The organism is Cellulomonas sp. URHB0016, assembly GCF_054057935.1.
Window position 1 is genome coordinate 1,251,667 of the sequence record NZ_JBSRZU010000001.1, and the last position, 19,468, is coordinate 1,271,134.

20 protein-coding genes are annotated in these 19,468 nt (G+C 73.1%); 5 read left to right on the forward strand and 15 right to left on the reverse strand.

The genetic code is table 11. The features are described from left to right. Positions 1 to 54: 54 nt before the first annotated feature. The 9 genes from ACVW07_RS05860 to ACVW07_RS05900 form a co-directional block, all read right to left on the reverse strand. Positions 55 to 750 (reverse strand): response regulator, encoded by a 696-nt coding sequence (locus ACVW07_RS05860; RefSeq protein ID WP_456818334.1) that lies wholly within the window; start codon positions 748 to 750, stop codon positions 55 to 57. Next, positions 747 to 1,931: a sensor histidine kinase gene (locus tag ACVW07_RS05865; RefSeq protein WP_456818335.1), complete on the reverse strand. Its 1,185-nt coding sequence runs from the start codon at positions 1,929 to 1,931 to the stop codon at positions 747 to 749. The genes ACVW07_RS05860 and ACVW07_RS05865 overlap by 4 nt, the downstream gene beginning before the upstream one ends. Then, positions 1,918 to 2,799, reverse strand: a complete 882-nt coding sequence (locus tag ACVW07_RS05870) for a type II secretion system F family protein (RefSeq protein ID WP_456818336.1) — start codon at positions 2,797 to 2,799, stop codon at positions 1,918 to 1,920. Before ACVW07_RS05870 ends, ACVW07_RS05865 begins: the two co-directional genes overlap by 14 nt. Next, positions 2,799 to 3,722 (reverse strand): type II secretion system F family protein, encoded by a 924-nt coding sequence (locus ACVW07_RS05875; protein ID WP_456818337.1) that lies wholly within the window; start codon positions 3,720 to 3,722, stop codon positions 2,799 to 2,801. The genes ACVW07_RS05870 and ACVW07_RS05875 overlap by 1 nt, the downstream gene beginning before the upstream one ends. Continuing rightward, a complete protein-coding gene (locus tag ACVW07_RS05880; RefSeq protein WP_456818338.1) occupies positions 3,719 to 5,011 on the reverse strand; it encodes a CpaF family protein in 1,293 nt (430 codons plus the stop codon). Before ACVW07_RS05880 ends, ACVW07_RS05875 begins: the two co-directional genes overlap by 4 nt. Before the next feature lie 3 nt (positions 5,012 to 5,014). Beyond that, on the reverse strand, positions 5,015 to 5,377 hold the full coding sequence (locus tag ACVW07_RS05885) for a TadE/TadG family type IV pilus assembly protein (protein ID WP_456818339.1): 363 nt from the start codon (positions 5,375 to 5,377) through the stop codon (positions 5,015 to 5,017). Further along, positions 5,374 to 6,933 carry an AAA family ATPase gene (locus tag ACVW07_RS05890; protein WP_456818340.1) on the reverse strand — a complete coding sequence of 520 codons (1,560 nt, stop codon included), beginning with the start codon at positions 6,931 to 6,933 and terminating at the stop codon, positions 5,374 to 5,376. The genes ACVW07_RS05885 and ACVW07_RS05890 overlap by 4 nt, the downstream gene beginning before the upstream one ends. 5 nt (positions 6,934 to 6,938) lie before the next feature. Continuing rightward, positions 6,939 to 7,634, reverse strand: coding sequence for a Flp pilus assembly protein CpaB (gene cpaB / locus ACVW07_RS05895; RefSeq protein WP_456818341.1), 696 nt, complete (start codon positions 7,632 to 7,634; stop codon positions 6,939 to 6,941). Between the two features lie 108 nt (positions 7,635 to 7,742). Then, positions 7,743 to 8,522: a hypothetical protein gene (locus ACVW07_RS05900; protein ID WP_456818342.1), complete on the reverse strand. Its 780-nt coding sequence runs from the start codon at positions 8,520 to 8,522 to the stop codon at positions 7,743 to 7,745. A gap of 106 nt (positions 8,523 to 8,628) precedes the next feature. Here ACVW07_RS05900 and ACVW07_RS05905 point away from each other — a divergent pair, with 106 nt between their 5' ends. Continuing rightward, complete coding sequence (locus tag ACVW07_RS05905) at positions 8,629 to 8,964, forward strand: DUF192 domain-containing protein (RefSeq protein WP_456818343.1); 336 nt, start codon at positions 8,629 to 8,631, stop codon at positions 8,962 to 8,964. A 70-nt stretch (positions 8,965 to 9,034) separates the two neighbouring features. On the opposite strand, the gene ACVW07_RS05910 is transcribed toward ACVW07_RS05905, so the two are convergent. Both ACVW07_RS05910 and ACVW07_RS05915 read right to left on the reverse strand, forming a co-directional pair. Next, entirely contained in the window at positions 9,035 to 9,598 is a 564-nt protein-coding gene (locus tag ACVW07_RS05910; RefSeq protein WP_456818344.1) for a hypothetical protein, read from the reverse strand. 29 nt (positions 9,599 to 9,627) lie between these two features. Further along, positions 9,628 to 11,022, reverse strand: a complete 1,395-nt coding sequence (locus tag ACVW07_RS05915) for a hypothetical protein (RefSeq protein WP_456818345.1) — start codon at positions 11,020 to 11,022, stop codon at positions 9,628 to 9,630. Positions 11,023 to 11,298: 276 nt separating this feature from the next. Here ACVW07_RS05915 and ACVW07_RS05920 point away from each other — a divergent pair, with 276 nt between their 5' ends. From ACVW07_RS05920 to arfB, 4 genes are all read left to right on the forward strand, one after another. Next, the gene (locus ACVW07_RS05920; RefSeq protein ID WP_456818346.1) at positions 11,299 to 11,568 is read left to right on the forward strand and encodes a hypothetical protein; all 270 of its coding nucleotides are present in this window, start codon (positions 11,299 to 11,301) and stop codon (positions 11,566 to 11,568) included. A gap of 80 nt (positions 11,569 to 11,648) precedes the next feature. Then, positions 11,649 to 13,466, forward strand: coding sequence for an ABC transporter ATP-binding protein (locus ACVW07_RS05925; protein WP_456818347.1), 1,818 nt, complete (start codon positions 11,649 to 11,651; stop codon positions 13,464 to 13,466). After that, positions 13,463 to 15,196 carry an ABC transporter ATP-binding protein gene (locus tag ACVW07_RS05930; protein ID WP_456818348.1) on the forward strand — a complete coding sequence of 578 codons (1,734 nt, stop codon included), beginning with the start codon at positions 13,463 to 13,465 and terminating at the stop codon, positions 15,194 to 15,196. The genes ACVW07_RS05925 and ACVW07_RS05930 overlap by 4 nt, the downstream gene beginning before the upstream one ends. A gap of 1 nt (position 15,197) precedes the next feature. Then, positions 15,198 to 15,626, forward strand: coding sequence for an alternative ribosome rescue aminoacyl-tRNA hydrolase ArfB (gene arfB, locus ACVW07_RS05935; protein ID WP_456818349.1), 429 nt, complete (start codon positions 15,198 to 15,200; stop codon positions 15,624 to 15,626). Between the two features lie 57 nt (positions 15,627 to 15,683). On the opposite strand, the gene ACVW07_RS05940 is transcribed toward arfB, so the two are convergent. The 4 genes from ACVW07_RS05940 to ACVW07_RS05955 form a co-directional block, all read right to left on the reverse strand. Continuing rightward, positions 15,684 to 16,397, reverse strand: coding sequence for a hypothetical protein (locus ACVW07_RS05940; RefSeq protein ID WP_456818350.1), 714 nt, complete (start codon positions 16,395 to 16,397; stop codon positions 15,684 to 15,686). A gap of 118 nt (positions 16,398 to 16,515) precedes the next feature. Beyond that, a complete protein-coding gene (locus tag ACVW07_RS05945) occupies positions 16,516 to 18,033 on the reverse strand; it encodes a hypothetical protein (protein ID WP_456818351.1) in 1,518 nt (505 codons plus the stop codon). Continuing rightward, positions 18,012 to 18,236, reverse strand: coding sequence for a hypothetical protein (locus ACVW07_RS05950; protein ID WP_456818352.1), 225 nt, complete (start codon positions 18,234 to 18,236; stop codon positions 18,012 to 18,014). Before ACVW07_RS05950 ends, ACVW07_RS05945 begins: the two co-directional genes overlap by 22 nt. A gap of 243 nt (positions 18,237 to 18,479) precedes the next feature. After that, on the reverse strand, positions 18,480 to 19,295 hold the full coding sequence (locus tag ACVW07_RS05955; RefSeq protein ID WP_456818353.1) for an SURF1 family protein: 816 nt from the start codon (positions 19,293 to 19,295) through the stop codon (positions 18,480 to 18,482). Positions 19,296 to 19,468 lie beyond the last annotated feature (173 nt).

The window sequence follows — 19,468 nt, forward strand, 5'->3', positions numbered from 1 at the left end:
CGCCCGGACGAGTTCTGTGGGGTCCTGCTGACATGGACAACGCTAGGGATCGCGCTACCGGCCCACGAGCGGCCCAGGACCCAACGCGGACCCATTCCGCGATAGGGCCACGGGCCTATCGGACGTGCCGAGCCACAGGGCGATGGCCTGTGCGCGGTTCGCGACGCCGAGCTTGCCGAAGATGCGGTTGATGTGGTTCTTCACCGTCTTCTCGCTCAGGAACATGCTGCGGGCGATCTCCGCGTTGGTCAGCCCGCGGGAGATCACGTCCATGATCTCCGCCTCGCGCGCCGACAACCCGTGGAGCTGCCCGCTCGACCCCTCGGCGAGGGCGGAGGTGGCCGGCGGAGCCGGACGCGCCACCGCCCAGGGCTCGAGCCCAGACACGACCGTGCCGCCTGCCAGGCAGGTGCGGATCGCCGCTCTGATGCCCTCCGGCTCGAGCGAGCCGTGCAGGATGTAGCCCGACGCACCGGCGCGCATCGCCTCGGCGACCACCTCGAGGTCGTCGGTATTGGTCAGCATCAGGACCGTCGCGTGCGGAAGGATGTCCGGCAGCGCGTCCAGCCCGTCCCGCACCGGCATCCGCACGTCGAGCAGCACCACGTCCACGTCCCCTGCACGGACGCGCTCGACCGCCTCCGCGCCGTTCTGGGCCTCCTCGACGGCCTCGACGTCGGGAAGCTCCGCAAGCACCGCACGCAGTCCCAACCGGATGAGCCGGTTGTCGTCGGCCACCAAGATCCTCATCGGGCGTCCTCTCCTGTCCGTTGCCGGAACGTCACCACGCACCGGAGTCCCCCGGCCTCCGGACGTTCGTTGCTGAGCTCTCCGCCCCAGACGCGCGCACGCTCGGCGATGCCCGTGAGCCCGTAGTGCCCTGGCGGGACCACGTCGTTCGCGTCCCGGCCGCGGCCGTCGTCCGTCACGGCCAGCTTGACGGTGCCGTCCTCCAGGCCTGCCCGGACCTCGACCTGCTGGGCGCCCGAGTGGCGGCGGACGTTCTCGAGGAGCTCCAGGAGCACCGCGCGCAGCTCGTCCGTGAGCTCACGGGGAACGGCGCCCAGCCGCACGTCGACGTCGACGAGGGCCGGGATGCCCGTGCGGGAGGACCAGCGCGCGCACGTCTCGGCCAGGTCGTCCGGTGCGAAGGCGTCGGCGCGCCGGAGCTCCCCCAGCGCCACGCGGGTGTCCGCGTGGGCCTGCTTGCAGATCTCGAGGAGGTCGTGCGCGAGGCGCCGTCCCTGCTCGCTGACCTGCTCACGGTCGAGCCGCTCGACCAGCGTCGCCGCCACCATCGAGGCACCCGCCAGATCGCCCGCGACCGTGTCGTGCAGGTCGCGGGCGATGCGGACCCGCTCCACGGTCCCCGCGCGACGCACCTGCAACTTCGCCAGCTCCGCGTTCGCCGCGTCCTGCGCACGCAGCGCCGCGCCGAGACTGTCGCCTGCCCAGGCCATGGCGAAGATCCCCACCGCGCTGGTCACCGCGACGAGCGCGTTCGACCACGCCGGCGGCAGCCACTCGACCAACGCCAGGGCGACGACGATGGGCAGCGCGACGCCGCACGCCATGCGGGTGCCGACGATCACGCCCATCAGGGCCACCGTCGCGGCGCCGTACACCACCATGAGCTCGCCGCCGAGCACCAGCACCACGAGGACCGTCATGACGACGTCGCAGGCCAGGAGGATCCCTGACCGGGACAGCAGATCGCCTCGTCGTTCCCACGACCGGGCGGGCACCAGCGAGTACGGCACGGCCACCACAACGGTGACGATCCCGACGACCCCCACACTTCTCGAGGCGAGAGCCGACGCGAAGCCGATGATCAAGACAGCGAGGCGCACCTCGGAGACGAGCCGGACGACTCGCGAGATGGCCAGGTGCGCGGACCGACGATCTCCGGCGGCGACGTCAGCCGAAGCCATCGAAGGCTCCCCTGTTCGCGATGAGGATCGCGGCGCCGATGAGGATCAGCGCGCCGGGGACGATCGTCATGGTGACGACGAGCGAGACCTTGGGCGCGGCCTTCGCGGCCGCCTGCCGCACACGCTGGGCATGCTCCCGACGGACGTCCGTCGCGATGCTCTCGAGTGCGGCGGACAGGGGCACGCCGAGCTCTTCCGCCTGCAGCAGGGCCGTGACGAACGCGCTCACGCCCTCGGACCGCGTCCGCTCGCGCATCGCGACGAACGCCGAGCGCCGGCTGACTCCGACGCTCATCTCCTGGAGCGCGATGCGCATCTCTTCCGCGAGCGGGCCTTGGTGGAACTCACAGACCCGCTCCACGGCCTGCCGGAACCCGAGCCCGGCCGTCACCGTGACGCCGAGCACGTCGAGGAAATCGGGAAGGTCGTACTCGATCTGCTCCTGTCGCTTGTGCCCCGCGACGGCCAGCCACAGCGGCAACCAGGCCACGAGGAGCCCCGCAATGACGAGCCCCAGCGTGAAGGACCCCGAGAGCCCGAACAGGACGAGGATCACGGCGCCGATGGCCGCGCACCCCGCCCGGCGGCGGAGGTAGACGGTCAGGGTCACGCCGTCGGGCCGACCCGCCCGTCGGATCCGTTCTTCGAGCCGGCGCAGACGGTCGGGCCCGTACAAGCGCATGGTCGACCCGAGCAGGCGACCTCCGACGGCGTCGAGAAGCCTCGCGAAAGGCGGCTGCCGTTCGACCGCCACCTCGGTACGCAGGGACTCCTCGACGTCCTCGAGACCGGTGGTCCGGAGCATGCGCACGCCGGAGATCGCCATCACCGTGAGCACCGCCGCGGCCAGCGCGATCAGCAGGGCCATCAGATCTTCACCTTCGACAGCCGCTGGATAGCGATGAAGCCCACCGTGAAGAGCGCCGCGGCGACGACCATCGCGATCTGACCGGCGAGCGTGCGGAGCATCGTGTCGAGAGCCCCGGGCGACATCAGGTTCATGAGGATCACCGCGAACCCGGCGATGGCGACGACGGCGTAGCCGGAGAACGCGGCGCCGACGACCGCCGTCTTCGCCTCGCGCCGCAGCTGCCTGCGCTCCTCGAGCGTCGTGGCGATGTTCTGCAGCGCCGTGACGAGCGCGCCGCCTGCCTTGCCCTGGATCACCAGGGTCTGGACCAGGACCACCAGCTCCCGGGACGGGAGCCGCTCGGCGAGGTGGTTGAGCGCGCCCTGCAGCGTCTGGCCGACCGCCATCTCCGAGGCGACCTGGGCGAGCTCCCCGCGCGCGGGCTCGTCCATCTCCTTGGCCGCGAGCTCGATCGAGCGCCGTACCCCGAGCCCCGCCTGCGCACCGTTGGCGAGCAGACGAGCGAACTCGGGCAGCTGGCCGATGAACCGCTCGATGCGCGCCTCGCGACGCTTCTCGAGCCACTGACGGAAGGACAGGACGACGACCAGCGCGATGATGACGGCGGCGATCTTTCCGGCGAACGCGTACGTCAGCGCCGCGGCGAGCAGTGCCGCGCCGGCCACGAGCAGGAGCAGGAGCGTCGGTGAGGCCGAGGAGAGGCCCGACCCGGCCAGCAGCGCGGTCACGCGCTGCCCGCGGCGGGTCCTGATCAGCCAGGCGTCGGCCCGATCGAGGGCGCTGGCCCGCGACGTCCGCTGAGCATCCACTGCGGCCAGCAGGCGCTTGCGGTGCAGCGCGTCCTGCTGGAGGACGGCCACCGTCACCACGAGGACGACGAGGGTGGCGAACAGCAGGACCGAGATCAGCAGGGGCGTCACGAGCGCCGCTCCTGCGGGACGACCGTCTCGCCGGCGACGTGCAGACGGGACCGGAGGTCGTCGGGCAACGGGTGCAGGACGAACCTGCCCGTGACGCGACGATCGGGCCCCATCGGGTCCTTCTCGAACGTCATGAGCGAGGTGAGCGAGTAGTCCTCGCGCCGCTTGGACATCACGGCGGCGACCTCGGACACCCGACGGGTGCCGTCGTTGCCACGCTCGAGGTGCACGATGATGTCGATCGCCGAGTTGATCTGGTCCCGCAGGGTCGCCACCGGAAGCTCGAGCTCGCTCATGGTGGCCAGCGTCTCGAGCCGGCTCATGGCGTCGAGCGCGCTGTTGGCGTGGACGGTGGCGAGGGACCCCTCGTGCCCCGTGTTCATCGCCTGGAGCATGTCGAGCGTCTCGCCGCCGCGGACCTCACCGACGACGATGCGGTCGGGACGCATACGCAGGGAGTTGCGGACGAGGTCGCGGATCGTGACCTGCCCCCGGCCCTCCACGTTCGCCGGACGCGACTCGAGCCGGACCACGTGCTCCTGCTGGAGCGAGAGCTCCGCCGCGTCCTCGATGGTGACGATGCGCTCGTTCGACGGGATGAGGCCGGACAGGGCGTTGAGGAAGGTCGTCTTCCCCGTGCCGGTACCCCCGGAGATCAGGACGTTGAGCTTCGCGCGCACACAGCTGCCCAGGAAGCTCGCCGCGTGCACGTCGAGGCTGCCCTTCTCGACGAGCTCGCCGAGGCGGTAGGGACGGGGGAACCGTCGGATCGTGAGCGACGGGCCGTCCAGCGCGAGCGGCGGGATGATGACGTTGACGCGCTCGCCCGTGGGAAGCCGCGCGTCGACCATGGGCGACGACTCGTCCACGCGACGGTTGACGGTCGACACGATGCGGTCGATTGTCTGGTACAGCTGCTCCTCCGACGCGAACGTCGTCGCGACCCGCTGCACCCGGCCCGCCCGCTCGACGAAGATGTCGCGCGGACCGTTGACCATGATCTCGGTGACGGTCTCGTCCGCCAGCAGCGGCTCGAGCACGCCGAGGCCCAGGGCGTCGTCGACGACGCGCTGGATGAGGATGGACCGGTCGCGTGACGCGAGGACCGGACCGTCCGCGGAGAGCAGCGTGGACAGGACGCGCTCGAGCCGGGCGCGACGCTGGGCCGGCTTGAGCCGGGAGAGCTCGTCGAGGTCGATCTCCTCGAGCAGGCGGTCGCGGTAGTGCGAGACGAGGTCGGGCTCGTCCGACCGGGCGTCGGTCTGTTGGATGCGGTCCAGGAGGCCCATGGCTCAACCCGCCGGGAGCACGGCGTCGCGGGTGACCACGAAGCTCGTCGAGGTGAAGGAAGGAAGGCCGATCGGCACCCGGACCGAGACCCGCAGCGTGTAGGCACCGCCCACGGAGCTCGGCACCAGGTCCTCGAGAGTTGCCCAGGACGGGAGCGAGCGGTCGACCGCCGCCGACACGTCACGCCCGAGCGCATGGGCCCGAGCACCGTCACGCGCGGCCTGCTGGGCCGCCGAGGTCGCCTGGGTGAGGAAGATCCCCTGCACGCACAGCATCGCGCAGAGCACGATCACGAACGAGTAGCTGACCAGCTCGATCGACGCGACGCCCGCCTCGTCACGTGCCGCCCGGAGCCGCGCCCTCATCGGTCCACCTGCACGGGCGCGGTGACCGAGGAGTGCAGGTCCATCCCTGGCAGCAGGGTCGGCGTCGACACGTTCACGCGCACGGTGTCGGGTTGCACGTCGACCGTCGCGCCCGAGCGCCACGGCCCGCTGAGCTGGTCGAGGGCGTCATCACGCGCGCGGGCGACAGTGCTCGGACCGTACGCGAGGAGCCCGACCGTGCGGGCGCCCTCGGTGGCCGCGTTCCGTGCGAGCAGGTGTCCGGCACCCCAGACGAGTCCCTGGGCGCACGCGAGGAAGATCACGAGCGCCAGGCCGAAGGCGACCGGCAGGTCGACGGCGGCCTGACCGGAGTCCCGCTGCGCGCGCGCACGGCGGCGACGAGGAGACGCCTCGGCGATCGCCTGGTCGACGGCCTCGTCGATGGACGCCTTCTCGTGCGCGGCCTCGGCGAGCAGCTGAGGCGCGAGCCGGGCGACGGCGGTGTGCGCGGGACCGGTGACGCCGACGATGGTCGCGGTGTTCATGGCCGCCTCGAAGACCTGCCCACCGTCCGGCACGGAAGCGGTGACGGCCGTCTCGACGACCTTCGCGGCGAACTGCTCGGTGACCTCGTTGCGGCGGTGCTGCCGGTTGATGACCAGGCGGACCCCCGATCGCGAGCGGACCGCCAGCCGTTCCCACATGGCCAGCGTCCGACGTGCTCCGCGCAGTGCCGGGAGATCCGGGGTGACGACGAGGACGACGATGTCCGCCTCCTCGATGACCGCCGCGGTCGACTCCGTCAGGTGGGAGCCGACATCGATGACCGACACCCCGTGCTGGAACCGCAAGGCGTTGACGACGGCGCGGGCGGCCCGGGCGGTCATCTCCTCCTCACGTTCTCCGTCGTTGGGCGCGGACATCAGGCGGATGCCACCCGGCACGTCGTACGACGTCTCCAGCAGGACGCGCCCGCTCATCTCCCCGGCGATGTCGACGAGGTCGACCACGGACCGGCGGGTGTGGACGCCGAGGTAGGCCGCGAGGTCACCGGACTGCAGGTCGAAGTCGACCAGCCCGACGGTGCCCTGTCCGGTGAGCGACCGCGCCAGGAGGAGCGCCAGGGTGGAGGACCCGACGCCACCCTTCGCACCGGCGACGGCGATGACCCGTCCTCCGCGACCGCCGACGAGGTCCGCCGAGACGGCCGCACGCGCGGCACCGACCCACTGCGCGACGGCCTCGATGCGGGACACGACCTCGGCCAGGCTCGAGCCCCGGCCGATCACGGACCGCGCGCCCGCCTCCATGGCCTCGGCGAACTGCTCCGGCCCCGCCTGGTCGACGAGCATGACGATCCCGAGCAGCGGGTTGGCGGCGGCGGTCTCCCGCGCCACGGCGGACCCGCGACCGCTGTCCAGCTGGGCGTCCACGACGAGGACGTCGGCGTCGGGATACCGGAGCAGCGCGTCCTGGATGTCCGGGGCGTCCCGGACCACGTGGGCGAGGCTGATCGCGTCGGCCTCGGCGAGCACCTGGCTGAAGCGCTCCAGGGTCGACTCGTCGGCCGAGGCGAGGATGATCCGCGTGGTCATCCGGGTCACCCGACCTGGAAGACGCGGTCGTCGTTCGGCAGGACCTGGTCGTCGCCGTCGCCGCGCAGCGCGAGGCGCAGCTTGACGGAGAAGCTCTCGGCATAGGCGAGTCTCAACGCGTCCTCCGATGTCAGGGCAAAGGTCACCGGCACGCCGCTACCGCCCTGGAAGTTGCCTGCCGAGTCGGACTTCTGGACGTCCTCAGGGAGCCCGACCTCGAGCACCAGCGCGTTGGACACCCAGATCTCGGACCGCTGGGCCACGCCGTCCGTGCCGGCGGTCGTGGCGATGATGTCGACGTGGTTGCCGGGCGAGACCTTCCCGGCGACACCCGTCTCGGCGTCGACGACGATGGCCACCTCGCGATAGCCGGGCTGGACGCCGGGGCGTTGCACCAGCATCCCGTCCTGCATCGTCGACCCCGACGGGAGCTTGGTCGCCGCCACGAGACCCTCGGTCTGCGAGACGTCCTGCAGCGGGTGTGCAGGCAGCCAGCGCTGCGGGACCGACACGCTCTCGAACATGTCGGGCTCGACGGGCTGGAACGCGTTCACGTCCTGCGTGAGCCGCAGCACCTGCGTCATCGGCCCCACGCGGGAGCTGACGCCGCCGACGTAGACGACGACCGCGAGGAAGACCGCGATGGCCCCGAGCGCGGTGATGATGAGCAGCAGGCCGCCTCGGCGCTGGCGCGAGTTCATCGATGGACTCCTGGGAGGGGGACGGGCCCGTGGGGGGTCGGGCGCGAGCGGGCGGTGGCGCGCGCAGCGGCGCGCGGAGTGCAGCAGTTCACCGATCGAGACAGGACGTCACGCAAGCACCGCCTGAGGAACGTCCAGCGGCAGTCCGACCTGGCAGAACACGCAGGAGGCGCCCGCCACCACCCGGCCGCACGCCGGGCACCGTGCGGCCGCGCCACGACGGGCGTCCTCGACCACCCAGGCGGCGACACCGGCAGGGGGCACGGTGACCAGCGACAGCTCGAACCAGCGCTTCGCGCCCCAGAACGTCCCCGGGGTCTGCAGGTCCAGGACGTCACGGACCGGCCAGGAGGCACGATCGATCGCGAGGACAGGCTTCTCGGAGGCCGAGACGACAGCCCCGACGGCCTCGGCGGGGACACGCAGCTCGCCCGAGGAGCGGATGACCGTCTGTGCGGTCCAGTCCACGAGGAACGCCTGCCCGGGGAGCCGTGACGCGAGATCCTGACCGAGGCTGGGCGCGGGACGCTCGAGGCCCGACACCGACGACAGCAGCACCCGGGTCCACATCGTGCCCGCGACAGCCTCGAGGAGCTCAGGAGCCAGCCCGAGGGCGTAGTCGGGCAGCGCCTGGAGCGCGTTCGCGGTGACGAACAGGGCGGTGGGCGGCAGCGGGAGCGCCAGCACCGCGAGGTGAGTGGCGCCGAGCACCAGTCGCACGCTGCGGGCGACCTCCTCACCGACCGGGTCGGCGAAGACCAGCAGCACGTCCTGTGACCCGCCGGCCCACTCCGCCCGCACCCGGTCGACGACCTCATCGACCGACGGGGCAGCGGTGAGCATGCCCGACGGGACGCAGTTGCCCGGCACGATGGCCACGATCGACATGCACACCCCCTTCGCCGGTTGACCCGGTCGTCTGTTCAAGCGTCGCCGGAGGCTAGCATTTCGGACACATCGCCCGTAGATGCACCCGATAAAGGATGATCCGGACGTGCGCACTGCCCGGCTGTTCGTCGACCACGTGGACGTGGCCGACCTGCTCGTCGCCGACACCTTCCTGAGCCGGCTGCGCGGGATGCTCGCCCGCGACCCGCTCCCGCCGGCCTTGCTGCTGCGACCTGCGAACTCGGTGCACGGGATGGGCATGCGAGAGCCGCTCGAGGTCGCCGTCCTCGATGCCACCGGGTCGGTGCTGAAGGTCACCGTGCTCCGCCCCCGGGGACTGACGAGGTCCGTACGCGGGGGTAGGCAGGTGCTCGAGGCGCCGGTCGGAAGCTTCACTCGTTGGGGCCTGGCTGAAGGTTCGCGGGTCGACACGGTCGGGTGACCGGCCGGTGACCCGGTCGAGGGACGGGCGACGGTGTGTGTTCCGCCGAACACCGGCGTCCCTTCCAGGGTCACCCCTCGGCCCGGACCGAGCGCAGGATCTGCTCCGGGACCGACCCGTCCATCTCGCCCAGCGGCGCTTCCGCACTGACGGAGATGAGCCGGGACCCGTCCTCCGTGCGTGTGATCACGAACATCACGTCCTTCTCGCCGTCGGGCACCCCGAGCGTGCCGCGCAGCACGACGGCGTGGCCCAGGCCCTCCCACGTCGCCGTCTCGGTCGACGACTCGGTGAACGAGCCGGACGCGCCGATCTTGGCCCGCGCCAGTGCGAAGCCCGCATCCACGTTGTCGTCGCCCACCTTCTCGCGCGTGACAGTCAGGGCGTTGTTGGCGCGAGGCTCGCCCGGACGGGTCAGGATGAGCTGGTTGACGATGTCGGACACCGCGTGCTCCTCAACGTCCATTCCCTCAGGCACGAGGATGCTCACACCGTCGAGCGTGCGGCGGGTGGCCCCCTCGAGGGAGTCGACGGTCGTGATCGACGTCTCCGCCTCGTCTCCCGAGCTGGCCGTCGACGTCGGCGCACCACCGCCGCCGGAGCACGCGGCGAGAAGTCCACCCAGCAAGGCCACCAACGCGACCGTCCGAGCACAGCGGGTCGTCATGCTACGCATGCGGTCCAGTCCTTCCATCCGTTCTTGCCGAGGTAGTACGCGTCGAGCGTGTCCTGCGAGCCGGTCGACGCGCCGAGCGAGAGGCCGAGGCCCCCGATCGCCGGCGCCTTGAGCGACAGGGCGGCGTTGAGCAGGTTCGAGCTGCTGACGTCGAGCGTCTGCGCCGTGATGTTCCCCGACGCGCGCGCTTCGGCCAGGATCGCGGGGATGGCGACCTGCGCGCCGAGGGCAGGCTGCCCAGTGGTCACCGTCATGACGCCGATCCCCGCGAGCGCCGCCGTGACGGCCTGCCGGTTGGAGTCGGTGACGTCGAACGAGGCCGACAACGTGACCCCTCGTCCACCGCCACCCTGCAGCGGGAAGCCGGCGAGCTGGGTGAGCGCCACCGAACCCTCTGCGGTGGCGACCCCGTCGAACGACACGTCCTTCAGATTGCCGCTCGAGTCCAGCGTCGTGGCGACCACGAGCTCGATCCCGGCGCTGCCCGACGCACCCTGGCCCCAGTTGCCGTCCGAGGCCGACAGACCGAGCTTGGCGGCCGCCTCGGCGTCGACGGTGATGCGGTTGTAGACGGTGACGTCGTTGTTCGCGTGGTTGAGCTTGAGGCCGAGCACCTGGGTCGCGCTCGCCTCGGCGGAGCCGCCGGCGGCGACGATGTCCGCAGCGGCGCCCGCGCCGACTGACGTGCCTCCCTCGTAGTAGGAGTAGCCCGGCGACGGCGGCTTGTAGTCGTAGCCCGTGACCTTGTCGAAGAGCTGGCCCAGCAGGTGCGCGCCCGGACCGACGGCGGGGCCGGCGAGGCTGGCGGCCCCCTCCTTGACCAGCGTGCGGTGCACGTAGTCGGCGAACGCGTCCGCCTCCTTCTTGGAGCCGAACTCGTACTCGACCCCGGCGCCCGCGAAGAGCCCTGCGGAGAGGTCCGCGGAGAGCGCGACCTGCCCGCCGTAGTCACCGATCTCCAGGCCGCCCTTGGCCTCGCCGGCCGACAGCACCGCGTCGGCGCCGACCTGGCCGCCGACGGTGACCTTGTACGTGCCGTCGCTCATCTGCTCTATCGTCATCGTCCCGCTGGTGCCGATGTCGACGAAGGCGATGGAGACGGTGGCGTCGATGTTCTCGTCGTCCGTGCCGACGGTGCACGGCTCGTCCGGGACCCGGTCCCCGTCGGCGTCGAGCGAGCCCGGGGCGGTACAGGTGGCGCCGAACGCCTGGCAGATCTTCGCCATGATCGTGCCGCCGATCGGCGTCGACGCGACGACGATCGAGGCGATGACCGCGACCACCACGAGGAGCACCCCGACGTACTCGACGGTGGCCGAGCCCGAGTCGTCGGACGCGCGCCGCCTCGCTGCCGCCGCTCCCGCCCGCGTGATCGCGCGCATCGTCCTGCCTCTCCTACGGTGGGCCACTTCTGCTGCCCCGGACGCTATCGGGGTCGCCGGGCGTCCCAGGAGGGCCTCCGAGCCCCTGTCGGCCCACACCAGGGCCCGTTCTCCGTGGGCCCCCGGGCCCAGGCACGGGACCTGGTGCGGCTCAGCCCTCGACCGGCACGTCGGTGACGGCGGTGATCACGCGGACGATGCCGACGTCGTCGTCAGCGGCGCGGCGGAGCGTCGGAGGTCACGCGGTGGACGGTCCGGGTCTGGCATCGTGACGCCGTGCCCGAGTCGGAACGCTCCGCCTGGAAGGCCGTCGCCCGCACGTTGGTGCTCCACGACCGCGACGGCCGGTGGCGCTACGCCGTCTACAGCGACGAGGGAGTCGTCGACGGCGTGCTGCGGACGGGTGGGTCCGGCGAGGTCGCTCCGGCCGAGGCCCAGGCACGGCTCCTGGCCGAGGTCGAGGAGCTGACCGGGCGGCGGTACGTCGCCACCTGGACGCAGGACGAGCCCCACGTGTGGTCGGCGGACCTGCTCGTGACGCCGTAGACCCGGATCCCGGTGACGCCTTCGCAGGCCTGCGGAAAACGTTCGGGCACTGTCAGTACCGGCCGGTAGCCTCGACCCCCGTGCGCTCCCTCCCCCTCGACGACCCCGGCACGCCGCCGCTGACCGGCCCCGTGGCGCTGCTGTGGTGGCTCGCGCGCCGGCAGTGGGGCATCCTCCTGGTCGCCGTCGCGCTCGGGGTCGTGGTCTTCACGTGCCAGGCGCTCCTGCCGGCGCTGACCGGGCGCGCGATCGACGACGGCCTGGCGCACGGCTTCGGTGCGGACCTGTGGCGTGCCGCGGGCCTCATGGCTGTGCTCGGCGTCGTGAGCGCCGCCGCGTCCGCGCTCGGGCACCGGTACGACATCGCCAACTGGCTGCGGGCCGCCTTCACGTCGTCCCAGCTCGTCGGGCAGACCGTGTCCCGCTCGGGGCACGCGATCACCGCTGAGCTGCCGACCGGCGAGGTCGTCTCGGCCGTCGCGAACGACGCGCTGCGCATCGGCGAGGTGTACGCCACCGCCGCCCGCTTCGTCGGCAGCCTGGTCGCCTACGCCGTGGTCGCCGTGTTCATGCTGCGGCTGTCCCTCTCGCTCGGTCTCGTGGTGGTGGTCGGGCTGCCCGCCGTCGCGGTCGCGCTCGGCCTGCTGGTCAAGCCGCTGCAGCGTCGGCAGCGGGCGCAGCGTGAGGCGTCGGGCCGGCTGACGACCCTGGGCTCCGACACCGTCTCGGGCCTGCGCATCCTGCGCGGCATCGGCGGCGAGGGCGTGTTCAACGCGCGCTACCGCGAGCAGTCGCAGCTCGTACGCGGTCACGGTGTCGCCGTCGCGGCCACGCAGTCCTGGCTGGACGCCCTGCAGGTGCTGCTGCCGGGCCTGTTCGTCGGGGTGCTCATCTGGCTCGGCGCGCACATGGCGCTCGCCGGGGAGATCACGCCGGGGCAGCTCGTCGCCACCTACGGGTACGCGGCCTTCCTGGCGTGGCCCGTGCAGAACGCCACGATGATGCTGCAGGCCGCGACCCGGGCCCACGTTGGTGCCGCCAAGGTCGTCAACGTGCTCAAGGTGGTGCCGTCCACCGGTGCCCGTCCCGCCACGGCCCAGCCGCCCGGCAGCGGCGTCCCGCTGGTCGACGAGACGAGCGGCGTCGTCGTCGAACCGGGGCGCGTCGTCGCACTCGTCGGTGCGGACCCGGACGAGACCGCACGCATCGCGACCCGGCTGGGCCGGTTCGACGACGACGGCGAGGTCGACACCCCGGTGCGGCTGGGCGGCGTCCTCCTCGCCGAGCTCGACAAGGACCACGTGCGTCGCCGGATCGTGGTCGCCGAGGCGACTCCGCACCTGTTCTCCGGCGTGCTCGCCGACGAGCTCGACGTGCACGGGGACCGGGACGAGGACCGCCTCCTGGCGGCGATCGCGCTCGCGGACGCGCACGACGTCCTGGACTCGGTGCCCGACGGCCTCGCCGGCGAGCTGCCCGAGAAGGGCCGGTCGCTCTCGGGCGGCCAGCGCCAGCGCGTCGCGCTCGCCCGTGCGCTGCTCGTGGACCCGGAGATCCTCGTGCTGGTGGAGCCGACGAGCGCCGTCGACGCCCACACGGAGGCCCGGATCGCCGCCCGGCTGGCCGACGCGCGGCGAGGGCGTTCGACGCTCGTCGTCACCGCGTCCCCGTTGGTCCTCGACCACGTCGACGAGGTGCAGTTCGTGCGGGACGGTCAGCTCGTGGCCCGCGGCACGCACGACGAGCTGCTCTCCGGGGCGGCCGGGGCCCGCACCGCCGCCGCGTACCGGCGCGTCGTCGGGCGCCACCTCGACGAGGAGGCGGCCGAGGACGCCGCCGCCGACGACCTCGTCCTGCTCGCCGAGCAGGAGCTCACCCGGGACGGAGGACGCTCGTGAAGCTGCCCGTCGCCGACCCGGCGGTCGTGCGGACGTACACCGCCCACCTGCTGCGCACTCACCGCCGACCGCTCACGCGGATCGCGGCCCTGCACACGCTCGCCGCGGTCGCGGGCCTGGCCGGTCCGTGGCTGCTCGGGCGCCTCGTCGACGCCGTGGCCGACGGCACCACCGTCGGGTACGTCGACCGTCTGATCGCGGTCGGCGTCGTGGCGGTGCTCGCTCAGACCGTGCTCATCCGGTTCGCGTCGCGGTCCTCGATGGTGTTCGGCGAGATGGTGTTCGCGCAGCTGCGCGAGGAGTTCATCGAGACCGTCACGTCGCTGCCGCTGTCCACCGTCGAGCGAGCGGGCACCGGCGACCTGGTCGCCCGGACCACGAACGACGTGAACAAGCTCCAGCACGCGGTCCGGTTCGGGGTGCCGCGCGTGATCGTCGCCGTCGTGACGATCTCGTTGACGGTCGTGGCGAGCCTGCTGATGTCCCCGCTCGTGGCGATCGCGATGTTCGTGGGCGTGCCCGGCCTGCTCGTGGTCGTGCGCTGGTACCTCAAGCGCGCCACGCCCGCCTACCAGCGCGAGTCCGCCGCCTACGCCGCCCTCAACGGCACCATCACGGAGTCGGTCGAGGGCGCACGGACGGTCGACGCGCTGCGGCTCGGCCGCCGTCGGATGCGCCGGGTGGAGGCCGACCTGAGCGAGGCGTTCGAGGCGGAGAAGGTCACCCTGCGGCTGCGTACCGTCCTGTTCCCCGGCATCGACCTGGCGTTCGTTCTGGCGCCGGTCGCGGTGCTCCTCTGGGGCGGGTACCTCGCCTCGAACGGGTACGTGACGCTCGGTGCGGTCACCACGATCGTCATGTACACCTACCAGGTCACGGGCCCGGTGTGGGAGCTGATCTTCTGGGTCGACGAGATCCAGGTGGCGGCGACGTCCCTGGCCCGCATCGTCGGCGTGCAGCTCGTGGAACAGGACCGGGTGCCGCGTGCCGGGACGCCTGCCGACGAGGACATCACCGCCGAGGGTCTGCGGTACGCGTACCGCGAGGGTCACGACGTGCTGCACTCCGTCGAGCTGGAGCTGCGGCACGGTGAGCGCCTGGCCGTCGTGGGGCCGTCCGGTGCGGGCAAGTCGACGCTCGGCCGCATGCTCGCCGGCATCCACCCACCCACCGGTGGCACGGTCACGGTCGGCGGCGTGCCCCTCGTCGACCTGCCGCTGGAGGACCTGCGCGGGCACGTCGCGCTGGTGACGCAGGAGCACCACGTGTTCGTCGGGACCGTCTCGGACAACCTGCGGCTCGCCGCCGAGACGGCCTCGGACAAGGACCTGGAGCGCGCCCTGCGGGCCGTCGAGGCGTGGGAGTGGGTCGCCGCGCTGCCCGACGGGCTCGGCACCGAGGTCGGCTCCGGCGGTGCGCCGCTGACCCCGGCCCAGGCCCAGCAGGTCGCGCTCGCCCGGCTCGTGCTGCTCGACCCGCACACGCTCGTGCTCGACGAGGCCACGTCGCTGCTCGACCCGCGCGCGGCCCGGCACCTCGAGAAGTCGCTGTCTGCGGTGCTCGAGGGCCGCACCGTCGTCGCGATCGCGCACCGGCTGCACACCGCGCACGACGCGGACCGGGTCGCCGTGGTGGACGCCGGCCGGATCACCGAGATCGGGCCGCACGACGAGCTCGTGGCCGCGGGCGGCGACTACGCCGCACTGTGGCGCTCGTGGCAGCACGAGTGACATGACGGGTCCGATCGCCCTGCGAGGGGGTGTCGTCCTTCCGGACGACGCCCTCTCGTGGCGCTTCTCCCGGTCGGGCGGCCCGGGTGGCCAGTCCGTCAACACGGCCGACTCGCGCGCCGAGGTCCTGGTGGATCTCAGCGCGGTGCTGTGGGTGGTCCCCGAGCAGGAGGAACGCGTGCGCGAGCGGCTCGCGCCACGGCTGCGGGGCGACGTGCTGACCGTCGCCGCGTCCGAGCACCGGTCGCAGCTGCGCAACCGGGAGTCGGCGCTCGCCCGCGTCGTCGCGATCCTCGACGACGCGCTCACACCTCCGGGTCCGCCCCGCCGGGCCACCCGCCCGAGCCGGTCGTCGCGCGAGCGGCGGGCCGCCGGCGAGCGGCAGCGCCGCGCGGTGAAGGAGCTGCGCCGGCGACCTCCGCTCGGCTGACCCGAGAGCGCGCGGACCCGCCCCCGGCCCTCACGTCCGCCGACGCGGCGGCCGCGCTCAGCCGGGCGTGCCGACCTCGCCCGTCAGGCGCTCGCCCGCGGCCAGCACCACGGCGACGACGAGCACCAGCGCCGCCACCAGGAGCGGTCCCGTCGAGGACTCCACACCTCCGGCGAAGGCCGGCCCACCGGCCAGGCCGGTGCGATCGAGGACGAGCAGGCCGGCGAGCTGCGGGAGCAGCGGTCCCACGACGCCCGCGACGGCCACGACAGCCGCGAGCCACCCGACCCGTCGCGCCCCTCCCGGGGCGAACGGCCGCCCGGCGGCGATCGCTCGGAGCACGGGCTCCAGAAGCAGCGCGCCCGCGAGGCACGCGAGGCCGCCGACCAGCTCCTGCCCCCGCGCGAGGACCTGTTCGACACGGGTGGACCCCCGCGCCGCGATGGTGACGCGGCCGTCCGTGGCACCTGTCGCGAACCCCGTCGGCTGCGCCCCTGACACCCAGCCGTCGGGGACCTCGACACCCGGAACGGTGAGCGGCACGTTTCCCCACCCGGCGGACGGCCCGGCGGCGAGCAGCACCGGGACCTTGACGGTCGCGGGCGCCTGCGTCGCACCGTTCACGGCGTAGGCGGCGCCGAGCAGGGCGGCCCCCCAGCCCAACAGGGCGACGGCGCCCGCGAGCCGGCCGACCCAGCGGGCGGAGCGTTCCGGCACGGCGGCGGGGCGGTCGGCGGCGGGGCGGTCGGCGGAGGTGGTGTCGACGGGCACGGGGGCTCCCTCGGGCGCTGGCGTGTCGCGCGACCGTAGCGCCTGACCGAGGGGCCGCGTGGCGGAACGGACGTGCTCGTCGAACCCAGCGCGCAGCCGCTCCTGCGGGGCGTCGACGTCAGCGCTCGGCGTCGGAGCCGAACATGATCTGCACCGACCCGGGGTCGTCGTCGCCCGACCCGCTGCGCTCGGCACGGACCGTGGGCACGTCGGCGCGGACGATTTCGGCGAGCGCCTCTGCCCGATCCTTGTCGAGGTCGCTGAAGTAGACGACGACCGTGCGGGTCCGCCCCCCTCCTCCGCCGAGCTCCTCCTTCACCGTGCCGAAGGCCGCATCGCCCGTGAGCCTGGGGATCACCTTCGCGGCGGTCCGGGACTGCACGACGTTGCTCGACAGGACGTAGACACGTGTCGGAGCGGCCGCCATGGCCTTCCTGGTCGCCTCGTCGTGGTGCGGCTTCGGCGCGTCCGGCCGTCGCGGCCGCGGTGGAGGGACGAGAGGGAACACGGCGGCCGGCCGCGGCGCGATCGTCTGCGTCGCCGCCTCCGGGTGGTGGTACTTGTCCCGCATCCGCAGCTCGCCGAGCTTCGTGGCGTCGATGAGGGAGCCGCCCTGGTGGGTGGCGGGGACGGTGCCCGCCCGGCCTCCGGGGTTTCCCATGGACGTCACCGGGACGCCGCTGCGATCCACCGGCCGTATCTCGTGCACCGGGGCGACCGACACGGCGCGGCTGATGTACAGAGCGTGGAAGTAGATGAGCTGGTCGGAACCGCGGAACACGCCGGCGAGCAGGTCCACGGTGTTGGGCTTCTCGACGACCAGCGTCAGCTCGACCTCGAACCCCTGGGCGAGGAACGCGTCGATCTTCGGGGCCAGCTCGGCGTAGCGCTTCTGGAACTTCTCGACCTCGTCGTTCTGCAGGCCGGAGACCTGCATGGCCTGGATCATCTGGATCGCGCCGCCGATACCGGCGCCGGCACCGGGCTCGAAGCCCGGGGTCGCCTCGTTGACCGGCTCCAGCGGTGCACCGACCCGGGCCGTCGTCCCACCGGCACCACCGCCACCGGCAGTCACCGGGCCACCCGCACCGGCGCCACCGCCGGGGCCACCGACCACCACCTCCGCCGCACCCCCGGCACCGGCGCCGCCGGCACCTCCACCTCCGCCCGCACCCGCGCCGCCGGCACCACCGCCCGCTCCCCCGGCACCCCCGCCCGCTCCGCTGCCGCCCCCGCCGCCCACAGGCGGACGGTTCGCGATCGGGTCGGTGTCCCGGAACCGCATGTTGCCCTGCCACATCATCTGCCCGCCGGCGTCGTACACGCGGACCCGGATCCCGGAGAGCTCGGGGATGCCGTTCTGCAGGCCGTTCATCATCTGGCGGATGGACTGCCGGTCCGCGCCCGCCGTGTTGACCTGCAGGTAGATCTCCCGGACCCCGGCCTGGCGGGCCTCTTCCTGGAGGTGCGCAGTCATGGCCTGCGGCGTGAACTGCCCGGTGTGGACGGAGACCTCACGCGTGACGTTCGTGGTCAGCACGACGTCCCCGCCGGCACCGCCCGCACCCATCACCCGGAGCGCGCCGTCGACGGAGTCGCTGGCCACCTGACGGTTCAGCCCCGGGTGCTCCGCCATGAGGGCCTGGTCATCTGCACCCGCATGGGCGAGTCGGGGATGGGCTGACGCTGGACGGTCGTCGGGCCGGACGTCGTGCGGGCCAGGAGGCCCGGCCCCCGAGCCGGGTGCAGGAACCTCTGCACCGCCCGGTTGCCGGCCGTCGCCTGCATCCGCAGGAGCCGGTCCGCAGCCTCGGGCGCAGCCGCACCCGGCGCGACCACGCCAGGCACCCGAGCCGGCCGGGCGGGAGGAGCCGGCTGCGCGGCGAGGGGGCGCGCCGCACGGAACAGGCGCACCGGCCCTGGACGCGAGGCGCCCGTCATCGCTCCTCGCGCCTCCCGCGGTCGTCGACCCGGAAGGCGTGGCGCTGGTCCGACACCCCGAGATCATCGCTCCGGGGGAGCCGCTCGGGCCGGACCGAAAGGGCAGCGTCGGGGACGCGCGTCCCTGCCCCGACGGCGACGTCACGCGGAGGCCGGGGCTTCCGGCGGCGTGGGTGGCCCGGTCGCGCCTGCGGGGGCGGCGCGCGGCTCCGGGCGACCGCCGGCGGCCTCGTCGCGCACCAGCCGCAGCCACAGCAGCACCGCGAACCCCCCGAACAGCCACCACTGGGCCGCGTACGCGAGGTTCTGCAGGTTGAGCCCGGCGCCCGGCCTGCGCGGCGGGTCCAGGATGGCGACCTCCTCGGACTGCGCGGGGTCGGAGGACGCCACCACGAGGTAGCCGGTGTAGATGGGACCGCCCCACACGTTGAGCAGCTCGGCGGACGAGATCGCGTCCGCGCGACCGTCCCGGACGCCGTCCCCGGCCTGCTCGGACGCCTGCAGGTACCCCACGAGCGTCACGGTGCCGGCCGGCGGGACGTCGGCGTCGTCCGGCGTGGCGACCCAGCCGCGGACCACGGGGAGCACCGCTCCCCCGGGTTCGCGCAGCGGCGTGACCACCAGGTAGCCGGTCACGCCGTCGTGCGCACGGTTGCCGACGAGCAGCTGGGCGGCCGCGTCGTAGGTGCCGGACACCGTGACCTTGCGGCTGACCAGGTCGCCGCGGAACGACGTCTGCGGGGCCAGCACGTCCGCCAGCGGCACGGGCGGTGCGGCGACGAGCTCCGCGACGTGCCGGTCCTCCGCCCGGGCACCCCGGACCTGCGCCCGGTCGAGCTGCCACGCGCCGAGCATGGCGCACACCGCCGCCGCGGCCAGGAACAGCACGAGGAGCAGGAGCATCCGAGGCCGCACCGCGGCGCGCAGCAGCGTCGTCTGCGGGCGCGGCTCGGTCACGCGGCCACGGTAACCCGGCGGTCGAGGTGCCTCGGACGGCCCCGCGCGGACCCACCACCGGCCTCCCGCCGTCGGGCCGGCGAACGGCCGCTGACCTGCGCCTGGACCGCAGGTGACGGTCGGTGTGAGATGTCCCGCACCGATGCGGGCCGGGCGCGAGTGCGGTTGTATGG